Origin of the sequence: Vibrio sp. V33_P6A3T137, from assembly GCF_009904835.1 — a bacterium.
Classification (GTDB): domain Bacteria; phylum Pseudomonadota; class Gammaproteobacteria; order Enterobacterales; family Vibrionaceae; genus Vibrio; species Vibrio metschnikovii.
The window spans coordinates 1-11423 of sequence record NZ_WXWK01000144.1 but is presented as its reverse complement, the minus strand read 5'-3'; the positions used below and the strand labels follow the sequence as shown (position 1 = coordinate 11423).

Sequence of the window (11423 nt, the reverse complement as noted above, 5' to 3'; positions counted from 1 at the left end):
CGGTAAAGCGACATAGCAACGACCGCCCAAACGGCCATGTCGAGAGGGATACGACGTTTACGAATAGTGGCCACACCGGAAGCTTCTAAGCATTGGTTGATGAAATCAGGACAAAGAATGTCACTGAGTTTTCCAAGTTGTTCAGTATTGGGGGCGTAACGCTTGGCGAGTGTTAGGGCTGTAGTTAATTGCAAAATAAAAGGCTCAAAGTTTTAGGAACTTAGAGCCTTTATAAGCCATCTGTAGGATCGTTCAACCGATCATTTATCTCTTAACTGATCGGCATTAGGCTAAAAGCCCCTTTTTAGATAACACACTGACGGTAATCGCTGACTAAATTTTAAACTGCGATACTTGTTGATGCAGTTGATCCGCTTGCTCAGTCAGAGTTTGCGTCGCTTCGGTTAACTGATGCGATGCCTGTTCAGTTTGTGATGATAAATCATTAATATTCACCACATTTTGGTTAATCAGCTCAGCCACGGATGATTGCTCTTCTGCCGCTGTCGCTATTTGTAAGTTCATATCAGCGATTAAGGTAATCGCTTGATTAACTTGCTCTAAACGAGCAGCCATGTCTTCGGCTTTCGTCACGGTAGTTTGCGCAGCGGAGCGACTTTGAGCCATCACATTGACCACATTTTCCGTTTGCTTAAACAGGCGATCAACCACTTCTTGGATCTGCTGAGTACTTTGTTGCGTACGACCTGCTAATCCACGCACTTCATCGGCAACCACCGCAAAACCACGGCCATGCTCTCCCGCTCGGGCAGCCTCAATCGCCGCGTTTAAAGCGAGTAAATTGGTTTGTTCAGAAACGGCGCTGATCACATCCAGCATACCAACAATATCTTGCGTTCCGGTTTGTAACTCCGCAATCGTTGAACTACTGCCTTGCAAGGTATCATCCAAATGTTTTAATTGTTGTAAGGTATCGCGCAGTAACACTTGCCCTTGTTTGGTTTCATTATCTGCTGCAGAGGCTTGACTTGCCGCTTCACTGGCATGACTCGCAACCTCTTGTACGGTGGCGGTCATTTCATTCATTGCGGTCGCAACTTGATCCGTTTCTGAACTTTGCTGAGCGACCACACCTGCGCTTTGTCGTGTCACTTGTGCCAAGGTGCTCGAAGCCGCCGACACCGATTGAGCGGTATTATTAACTTCGTTCACCAACAGATGAATCTTTTCAACAAAGGTATTAAACGCTTTGGCAATAGTGGCAATTTCATCGCTGCCATGCGCTTCGATACGTTTGGTTAAGTCCCCTTCTCCTTGACCGATATCGGTCATTGCTAAGCTGACTTCTTGTAAACGTCTAAACCCTGAAGCGCTAGAGATCCACATCACACCGGTGGCAACCAACCCAATCAATAGCACCGCAATAACCGTCCAACGGATCATGCTGTAGATACCCGATAAGGCATCTTGTTTATCGAGAGCAATATTCAACGACCAGTTGGTGCCCGGTATTGCCTGACTGGTGAGATAAATGGCTTGGCCTTGCAACGTGAGTTCGCGATGACCTTGACGCTGAATATCACTTAACATGTTTTGCGTTAAGTTGGGGTTCAAATCACGTAAGCTTTTTAAACTCAAATTTGGATTCGGATGAGCAATAATAGTCCCGCTGTTATCGGTTAAAAATGCAAAACTGTTTTGTGTTGGCGCAATGGCGCGCACGGTATCAATGATAAAGGTTAAAGGAATATCCCCTGCTAATACACCGCGACTGGCGTTATTGCCCAATCCATGAGTAAAGGTGACCACTAAGCTGGTTTGGCCATCTAGCGCATCTTCATAAGGTGCCGTTGTCGCGACGCCGCTCTGCGTAGCCGCCAAGCGGTACCATTCACGAGTCAATGGATTGTAATCACTCGGTGGTTGCCATTCATCGGAAAACACCGCAGAGCCATCAGGACGCGCGAAATACGCCGCTAAAAAACCACCGCCATCACTCAGTTGCTTTAGAGCAGACAAAGGATCTCGCTGTTCCAAAACCTTTCCGGTGGCCATCAGCATGTTTTTTCGCTCATCCATCCAGTTAGAAATTGAGCTCGATTGAGTTTGTAGCTGTTGTTGTAAATTACGGCTGATTTGCAAACGGAGCGTTTCAGAGCTAACTCTCACGATTAAAACCGCCGTCACAACCAATGAAATCACGATCAATCCCACGCTGATCGCGGTGATTTTGGCTCGAAAAGACTTGAACATCCTTGCACTCCTCATCTGACTACCTGTGAATAATATCGCCCTTTACTATCGGCGAATCAAAGGCAACCTTTATCATAAATTAATCATCAGTGTACCAATTTCACCCCGACATATTTTTGACACCACTCTCGCTTTGATTAAACCAACTAATCACAGCCAAGAATTCTGCAGCAAGGTAACAGTATCGCCTACCGCTATTGATAACTAAGGCTTATCAAACCTTGAAGATACTTTAGTTCATTTTCTCCTGATGTTTTTTTGTGATCTTGAGCCACGAATTTCATTTAATTTGTTTCAAATTGTTACTAAAAAACATATTAATAGATTTAGCAGTAATGGATCATTTAATAACCATATGAATACGTTATCTACTGCAACCCAAGGGGCAAAGATGTTCAGCCATAGCGCAACGTTAAGTCACAGGGTAATACCATTCATCAAGAGGTAATCCTATGCCTATCTATAACAATAAAACCATCGCGTTAGCCGCGATATTATCAGGCTTGGTATGGAATACCGCCTATGCAGATGTTCAGCAACCACAAGGTGTGGCGGTTGAAATGCTGAGTACGCTTCAGGATGATAGCCAAGTTAGTTATTTAAATGCCGCTGAATTGTTGGTGGAAGAAGGAACAGTACCAACGTTAAGTGATGTGCGCGATAGCGTGCTTCGCCAGCATCAGCGCTACTTGATAGATTTTAGTAATATCAGTGATGAACAGGGTAAAACACAAGCCAAAGCGCTATTACGCGGTCAATTAGGTGTCGCGCTGAGCAGTGATTTCTGGCTAATTACCGAACATAAAGGAGAATTATTGTTCACGGGGTTAGATGATGAAAATGATCCAAGTATTCAGTTACTTGAAGCTCAACCTGTTACCTATTCTCGCCAACGGCGTAGTATTGATAGCCGCACTAATGCGACAAGCGAAGCTAACAGCTTGCCGCATGTTGCGTTTTATGTGAATGTTCATCGCCCAATCAGCGATGAAGAGTGCACCTTTAAAAACTCACATTTATGGGATAAAGGGACTCGCGTCTTTTGTGATAACCCGAACATCTCGTTGATCTATCGAGTTAACTATGAACGTTCTCTGCAATTTGGTACCACGGGCTCAGCAACACCAGACGCCAAAATTGTTCGTATCAGTTTGGATGACGATACCACTGGAGCCGGTATTCATCTCAATGATAAGTTAAGCTGGCGTCAATATGCAGCCGACTACGTCACTCTCGATGCCTATTTCAGAGATTGGTCAACGGATGCTATCGCACAGGATTATCAGTTTGTCTTTAACGCATCGAATAATAAAGCGCAAATTTTAAAAACCTTCCCTCGTGAAAATATTAATTCTGACTATGAAATCAAGGAAGTGTCTGGTTTCCAAGTTGGCGTCAATGGCGGTGTTGAAGTTAATAAAGATGGTCCGAAAGCCAAACTAGAAGCTAACGCTAGTTACAACCAAAGCCGTTGGTTAACCTTTAAAACTCACGATTATAAAGTCGCACGCAGTACGCCAAGCCCACAAAAAGTTCGTTTTACTTGGGAGCGCGATCAATACGCAACGGCGGAGTCTTTACTGGATCGCTGGACAGATGCACTATGGGTAAATACTTATCCGATTGATACCAACAAGATCAACCCAATCGGTTATGCCAGCTTTGTACCGAAAATGGATGTGATCTACAGCGCTGCTCCAACTGAAACTGGCACTACCGAGTTTACGATTGATTCTTCGGTCAATATCCGTCCAATCTATAACGGCGCTTATAAGCATTATTACGTCATCGGTGGCCATCAATCTTACCATGGGTTTGAAAACGATGGACGTCGCCGAGTCGGTAAAACCACCAGCTTCACCGTTGATTGGCAACATCCGGTATTTACCGGTGGCAGACCGGTTAACTTACAACTTGCCAGCTTTAATAACCGCTGTGTTGAGGTGAATGGCGATCAATCGATAACCGCCAGTGAGTGTGCCGATAACAAACAAGCTCAATCGTTTATTTATGATCAGCTAGGGCGTTACGTGAGTGCAGCGAACACCGCTTACTGTTTAGATGGTGATAATCTGAATGCCCTTCAGCAATGTAACTCAAGCTTAAGCCAGCGCTGGGAGTGGATCCCTAATAGCGATACCTTAAGTAATGTATACAGTCACCAAAGCCTAGGCCATGATACAACAACGGGACAACTCGGTTTATACGCCAGCGATCAATCGAATATCAGCGTGCGTACCATTACCAGCTACACCAATGTGTTTAATCCTGATAATCAATAATCTATTTTTTAGGTTTACTAACAAAAGTCGTTAATAAAAAGCCGCCGCATGAAGTCATCTTCCGCGGCGGCTTTCATCCCATTGAGACGACCCTATCAGTGCTATAAATAGGCGCTATCCATCTTATTATTCAACTATCGGTTTATTCAACTATCGGTAGCGTTTGTTTCACATAACCGCCCGGCGCAGCTTCAAGAGCAGGGAAATTATCACTGCCGATGGGATAAGCAGGAACTAATGACTCAGGGCTAAACTGAGCAAGCCATTGATCCCAATGTGTCCACCATGAGCCATCTGCCCGCTGCGCATTGGCTAACCACTCATCCGCCGATTCATCTAAGCTGTCATTGACCCAATAACCGTACTTATTTTTAGCTGGTGGATTAACAATCCCAGCGATGTGACCAGATTCACCGAGCACAAAGGTTTTATTACCTCCCATGGCTAACGCGCCGCGGTAAGTACCTTGCCATAAAGCAATGTGATCGTCCTTGGCGGAGATAAAGTAGCTTGGAATGCGAATTTTATTCAGATCAATCCATACCCCACCAATTTTTACCCCTTTATCTTGCACTAGCTGATTATTGAGGTACAACTCGCGCAGTAAGAAGTTATGGGTATTAGCCGCAACGTTGGTGCTATCGCTATTCCAATACAAAAGATCAAAATCAACCGGGCTCGTGCCTTTTAAATAGTTATCAATGTAATAATTCCAATACAGGCTATTTTCACGTAACAAACTAAAGGTCACACTCAGCGAACGGCCATCCATAAAGCCTTGCGCGTTATTTTGCGCTTCAATGGCACTAATGATGGTATCGTTAATGTAAGCACCCACTTCGCCAGGTTGAGAAAAATCCAGTAAAGTGGTAAAAAAACTCGCCGATTTAATCCGTTTTTTCATTCGTTTCGCAGCATAGTAAGCAATAGCAGAGGCTAATGCCGTACCACCAATACAGTAACCTGCTGCGTTGATTTGCTCTTGTCCGGTAATATCTTCAATTACCGATACCGCTTGCACCACACCATCGAGAACATAGTTGTCAAAACCAATTTCACTTTGTGCCTGTCCAGGATTGCGCCAAGAGATCATAAACACACAGTGCCCTTGCTCTACCAGCCAGCGCACCATGGAGTTTTTCTTGGTTAAATCAAGAATATAATACTTATTAATAAACGGCGGCACGATCAAAAGCGGAGTTGCCTTAACCTGCTCTGTGGTCGGTGTGTATTGAATTAACTCGAACAACTCATTACGGTACACCACCTTACCTTCCGTACTGGCTATCTCTTCACCCAGTCGAAAAGCTTGCTCGTTGGTCATGCGAACTTTCAAAATATCAGCACTGGACTGCAAATCTTCTTTGAGCAGCTCCATACCTTTAAGCAAATTCTGCCCATTATTTTCAATGGTGAGTTTGAGCAGTTCAGGGTTAGTGGCAATAAAATTCGAAGGCGACATCGCATTGATCATCTGCCTTGAAAAAAAGCTGATCCGCTCTTTGGTTTTCTCATCAACACCTTCAATCGCATTGATGGTCTCCATGTAGGTTTTACAAAACAGCAAGTACGACTGCTTAATAAAATTGTACATAGCCTGTGACTGCCATGTTTCATCGTTAAATCGTTTATCGCCTTTCTCAGCCTCAATCACACTCTGGGTGTTACCGGATAGCACGACTTGCTGCCATATTTGCATTTGTTGCTCCCACCACTGGGTTTGCAACTGCAGCAACGCGGTCGGTTGATTAACGGCTTGTTCAAAAAACTTCGCACTATCTTCAAAGTTCACTGCTTGAATGGCTTGGTTTAAAGGAGAGTTAGCGGCCATCTTGTTCGCTTCAAAATCCTGCCACCACTGTTGATTGGTTTCTTGCAGCTTAACCAGATAGTCCGAAAAGAAATGTTGCAACATAAAGTACTCCCTTACTCGGAACAGCGCCGCCGAAAAAGGGCGGCGCTTTAATAGATACCTTGATCACCGGAAGCGTGTTATCTCGCAAACGCTTCCAGTTATAAAACGATCACAGGCTATTGTGGAGTCGCCGTTTTGATATTTTCTGAAGTCAATGTTTCAATATCTTGCTTGAACTCTTTCGCTGCCGCTTGCAATTTATTGCTATCGTCTAGCATCTGCTGCGACAGTTTACTCAGAACGCCCAATTGCTGACTACTGAACGCCGCGAGTGTATTAACATCTTTAATCTCTGACGCTGCTTTCATCTGAGCCATACCCATTTCGCTGTATGTGCGCATTGCATTCAGTTGTAGCTCTGTCAATAGCTCAACGTTTTTAGTCATTAACTGATTAAACTTAAAAAACGGTTGCATGTTTTTTTCTGCTTGATCGGTGAAAGTTTTAAAAAAATCCGTGTACATAAGTATTTCCTCATTGATTAACACTGTTATCGATACCTAACCCAAAGCACAATTGCTTGGGCAAAAGCCATCATGATGAAGAGGCATTCGTTGTTCACTCAATGCCACTTCACTATTAGTTCATGTATAAGCTAGTTCATGTATAAGCCGCCATTGACAGAGAGCGTCTCACCAGTGATATAAGCCCCGCCATCTCCCGCAAGGAAAGAGACCGCTTTAGCGATCTCTTCTGGGGTCGCTAAACGCTGCATCGGGATCTGAGATTTTATCGACGCCAAGACCTCTTCTCGCATCTGCTCAACCATCGGCGTCGCGGTATAACCGGGCGCGACCGCATTGACCGTTACCCCACTACGCGCACCTTCTAAGGCTAACGCCTTGGTAAAACCAATCATTCCTGCTTTAGCCGCCGCGTAATTAACTTGGCCAAATTGACCTTTTAAACCATTCACCGAAGAGATATTAATGATTCGCCCTTGGCCTTTTTCACACATCGCTGCAAATAAGGGACGAGTGACATTAAACACGCTGTTCAGATTGGTGTTAATGACATCAAACCAATCCTCTGCGGACATTTTTTTCAATTGAGAATCGCGCGTAATACCAGCATTATTGACCACCACATCGATGGAGCCCTCTTCACTCAGTAACTGAGTTAAACGTTCACTGCACTGCTCGGTATCAGTCACATCGAGCTCAAATAAACGCACTTGTTGCTCGGTAAATCCCTTCTCATTGAACCAATCGATAGCGCATTGATAATTTCCGGTGTAATACGTCGCAACCACTCGATAACCATCGGCAACCAGTTGTGAGCTGATCGCAGATCCGATGCCCCCTTTCGAGCCGGTTATTAACGCTACTTTTTTCATGCCTACACTCCCTTGCTAAGCCTAAGGTTCACCTGAGCTAATCTTGATGATGACTCACTGTCCACTTTTAACGTTTATTCAATAATTCGAACAGTTGTTTAACTTACTTAAAATAAAGCAACAACATGACATTGCAATTGTAAAAATCAACTTGTTGCATAAAATTGAAATGGATCTCGTTTTCACTGCAAAGCGAAGAAAAGGAAAAAACCACAATGATGAAAGATAAGATCGCGATCTGGATTTTTATCGACACGTTTAACGATAATACACAGTGGTCAGATGAGAAAAGCAGAGAGAAGAAGCATAAAAAAGCCATCATGCTCAATGGCGATGATGGCTGATTACAACTCGATGTTAAGGAGACGCCAACCTTACTGGCGGCCTATCGCATCAAAAGTGAGGCGTTATTTTATTAAATCGCATTCGGTAACCACATCACTAACGATTCAGAGAAAGTGAGCAGCATTAATACCGCCAATAGCGCAATCAAAAACGGGATCACCTCTTTCATGAACTCAATCATCCGAACTTTCAAAATGGAGCAAACGGTAAACATCATCGACCCAAACGGCGGGGTTACGCCACCAATCATGATATTAACGATGACGATCACGCCAAAGTGCACCGGATTGACCCCCGCATTCAGGACGGCAGGCAGCAATAATGGCGTCAAGATAATCATCGCTGCACCACCTTCAATAAACATCCCCACCACCAACAGCAATAAGTTAATCAGCAGTAACAGCAACAGTTTATTATCGGTTAACTCAATCAAAGCACTGGCCACCGTCTGCGGAATACGCTCCAACGTCATGTAGTAGCCAAACACCATCGCCCCAATAATGATGAACATCACCGTACTGGTGCCTTGAACGGTTTCGCGCAAAATCGCCGCAAAGTGATGCGGTTTTAATTGACGATAAATGAACAAGCCAATCAGGCTACACAACATCACGGCAATCGCACCAGCTTCGGTGGGCGTAAACAAACCAAAACGCATGCCTAAAATAATCCCAAAAGGGATCAACAGCGCTGGTAAAGCTTGGAAAAAATAACGCCCGCGTTCGCCCCAAGACGCCGCTTTATCACGAGAAGGTGGATACCCCCGCCGACGAGCGATCCAAGCGACAGTAATCATCAGTGAGATAGCCATCAAAAAGGCCGGTACGTACCCTGCCAAAAACATTTGGTGAACAGAAACGTTGGCCAGCAAGGCAAAGATGATCAAATTAATCCCAGGCGGGATAACCGGGCTAATGCTCGAAGAAGCTGCGGTTAACGCCGCAGTAAACGGTAAACCATAACCTCGCTTAGTCATCTCCGGTGCCAATATTTTCGATTGCATCGCCGCATCGGCATTGGCTGAACCTGAAACTCCGCCCATTAAGGTACTTAATGCCACGTTGACTTGCGCTAAACCACCGACTTTATGGCCAATCAGCGCATCGGCGAACGCCAATAAGCTGCGGCTAATGCCGGAATAGTTCATTACCGAACCCACCATAATAAAGAACGGGATCGCCAGTAGTGGAAAAGAGGAAGCGGCAGAGATAAAGCGCTGCATCACCAAACTGACTGGAATGACATCATTAATGAAAATAAAATAGACCATGGCAGAAGCAATCAACGAAAAAGCAATCGGTACATTAAGTAAAAAAAGGACAAACAAAATACCGATCGGAAGATAACTGATCATGATGCTTTTTCCTCACATCCAGCCCAAGATTGACCGCGCATCTTGGCAATCTCTTGATAAAGAAAAATAAAACTGTGTAATAACATCAATCCAAATGACAGTACCAAAACACTGTTAATCGCAAAATAAGACATCCCCATCACTGGCGTCACCTTATTCGATAACATGGTGTACTGATAACTTAAATGAGCCATACCGCCATTAACGACAATCAAAAATAACAGAGAGAGAATTTTAAACGGCGATTGAAAACGCTCGGGTAATAAAATCACCAGAACATCCACCCCCATATGCATACGATGTTTGTAACATGAGCTTATCCCAAAATAGACCGCCCAAATAAAACAGACCACGGCAAGCTCTTCGCTCCATGGCACCACAAACCCAAACCCGTAACGCAAAATAACATTGGCGATAACCATTAAAACGGTTACCGATATGGCCAGCGAAGCAAGCACTTCTTCTAAATAACGCCAAACTAAAATCACAACCTTCATTGGTGCTACTTCCTATCCAATGGCTTGAAAATAAAAACGCGTAACCAACAGATTCAAGGCTTATATTCAGCCTGTTCAGCCGGTTACGCGATACCCTTCTTCATCAATCACTGAGACGTTGGGCTATAACGTCGATCACTGCTTATTGTTGAGCGCGGATCTTCTCTAACTCAGCTTCAATCCGTGAGTAAATATCTGGGCTCCACGCTGGGAACTGGCTATAAACAGGCTGAGTCAGTTTGTTAAAGGCTTCACTGTTGACGTCATTAATGGTCACGCCGAGTTGTTGCAGTTTTTCAGCGTATTCGGCATCCAAACGCACCAGTTCAGTATTGTTAGATAAAGCGCCCTTCTCGAACTCTTCCATCACAATCGCTTGCTGCTCTGGGCTAAAACGCTCCCACACTTTAGGTGAAATGTAGACCCCTACCGTACCAAGGAAATGCTTGGTTAAAGATAGGTTTTTCGTCACTTCATACATTTTATTTGAGTACATGGTCAAAATAGTCCCTTCTAGACCATCAACCACACCTTGTTGCACCCCTGCATAAGTCTCAGGGAAAGGCAGCGCCGCAGGCGCTCCGCCCATTGCTGATAACGTACTGATGAATAACTGGCTACCCGGTACGCGAATGCGCATGCCACGCATATCTTCTGGCTCAACGATTTCACGGTTGGTCATCATGTGTCTAAAACCAAAGATATAATCGGTATTCAGGACTTTAACGCCTTTATCAAGCATCTGCTGCTTAAGATCGCTCACCAAATCGGTTTGCATCATCGCCAAATACTCATCATAAGTTTGATACAGCATTGGCCCAGCTAGCGCGGTAAAATCAGGCACGTAATCGCCTAGATAGGTTAAATCTTCAACCGCAATCCAGTTTGCACCATTGACCACCTGCTCAAGGTTATCTTTATAAACCGGTAACTGACCGCTCGGGAACACCTGAATGTTCACCCCGCCATCGGTCTTTTCACGAATAGAATCGGTGACTTTAATCAACTCTTGAGTGAGCAGTTCACTGGGTGCAAACACCAAACTGAGGTTGATGTTAATTGGGCTAGGAGCAGCTTGGTCGGCGGCTTCTTTATCACCACAACCGGTTAGCAAAAGCGCAGAAGAGATCAACGCGGCAGAGAGCAACTTTTTCATTATATTTGTCCTTCAATTACTTTATCTAAGGTGATTAACATGGCGAACCAACGCCAGCATTAAGCAACCGAGAAGTATCCATAAGGTGGATAAATCAGCTTATCCAAATAACCCCAAACTACTTAGCGTTGCAGGTAGGCGGCAAGTGAGTGAATCCCCATGAACATAGACCACTATGTGATTGGGGTGAACGAACGTAGCCAACATCCCTGCAACTTAAAGTAGGAAGGGGATAGTCGCCGTGATTATCCTACAAGGATTAAACAGCCCAAATAGTTTGTTTATTATTTGTGACATATTTATTAAAAATGAGCATTTGAATAC

The 11423-nt window shown here is 44.4% G+C and carries 10 protein-coding genes; 2 read left to right on the top strand and 8 right to left on the bottom strand.

The annotated features are described in order from the left end of the window. Both CAG60_RS13935 and CAG60_RS13930 read right to left on the bottom strand, forming a co-directional pair. Window positions 1-194 (bottom strand): transposase domain-containing protein (locus tag CAG60_RS13935; RefSeq protein ID WP_202598463.1); only part of this gene is annotated, 194 nt, incomplete at its 3' end. Between the two features lie 139 nt (window positions 195-333). Next, window positions 334-2214, bottom strand: coding sequence for a methyl-accepting chemotaxis protein (locus CAG60_RS13930; protein ID WP_158138003.1), 1881 nt, complete (start codon window positions 2212-2214; stop codon window positions 334-336). A 452-nt stretch (window positions 2215-2666) separates the two neighbouring features. Here CAG60_RS13930 and CAG60_RS13925 point away from each other — a divergent pair, with 452 nt between their 5' ends. Next, a complete protein-coding gene (locus CAG60_RS13925) occupies window positions 2667-4496 on the top strand; it encodes a leukocidin family pore-forming toxin (RefSeq protein WP_161439200.1) in 1830 nt (609 codons plus the stop codon). A gap of 142 nt (window positions 4497-4638) precedes the next feature. Here CAG60_RS13925 and phaC read toward each other — a convergent pair whose 3' ends face one another. The 3 genes from phaC to CAG60_RS13910 form a co-directional block, all read right to left on the bottom strand. Further along, complete coding sequence (phaC, locus tag CAG60_RS13920) at window positions 4639-6411, bottom strand: class I poly(R)-hydroxyalkanoic acid synthase (protein ID WP_161439199.1); 1773 nt, start codon at window positions 6409-6411, stop codon at window positions 4639-4641. A 116-nt stretch (window positions 6412-6527) separates the two neighbouring features. Further along, window positions 6528-6875: a phasin family protein gene (locus tag CAG60_RS13915; RefSeq protein ID WP_004395799.1), complete on the bottom strand. Its 348-nt coding sequence runs from the start codon at window positions 6873-6875 to the stop codon at window positions 6528-6530. Between the two features lie 131 nt (window positions 6876-7006). Beyond that, entirely contained in the window at window positions 7007-7747 is a 741-nt protein-coding gene (locus CAG60_RS13910) for an SDR family oxidoreductase (RefSeq protein WP_154168906.1), read from the bottom strand. Window positions 7748-7962: 215 nt separating this feature from the next. Between CAG60_RS13910 and CAG60_RS16775 the strand changes: the two genes are divergently transcribed. Beyond that, entirely contained in the window at window positions 7963-8091 is a 129-nt protein-coding gene (locus CAG60_RS16775; protein WP_272924715.1) for a hypothetical protein, read from the top strand. 71 nt (window positions 8092-8162) lie between these two features. Here the strand turns inward: CAG60_RS16775 and CAG60_RS13905 are convergent, their stop codons facing one another. The 3 genes from CAG60_RS13905 to dctP all read right to left on the bottom strand — a co-directional run bounded on the left by CAG60_RS13905 (window position 8163) and on the right by dctP (window position 11099). Continuing rightward, a complete protein-coding gene (locus tag CAG60_RS13905; RefSeq protein WP_158137995.1) occupies window positions 8163-9446 on the bottom strand; it encodes a TRAP transporter large permease in 1284 nt (427 codons plus the stop codon). After that, the gene (locus CAG60_RS13900; protein ID WP_170905378.1) at window positions 9443-9931 is read right to left on the bottom strand and encodes a TRAP transporter small permease; all 489 of its coding nucleotides are present in this window, start codon (window positions 9929-9931) and stop codon (window positions 9443-9445) included. Before CAG60_RS13900 ends, CAG60_RS13905 begins: the two co-directional genes overlap by 4 nt. 154 nt (window positions 9932-10085) lie before the next feature. Then, entirely contained in the window at window positions 10086-11099 is a 1014-nt protein-coding gene (gene dctP, locus CAG60_RS13895) for a C4-dicarboxylate TRAP transporter substrate-binding protein (RefSeq protein ID WP_154168909.1), read from the bottom strand. Window positions 11100-11423: the final 324 nt, after the last annotated feature.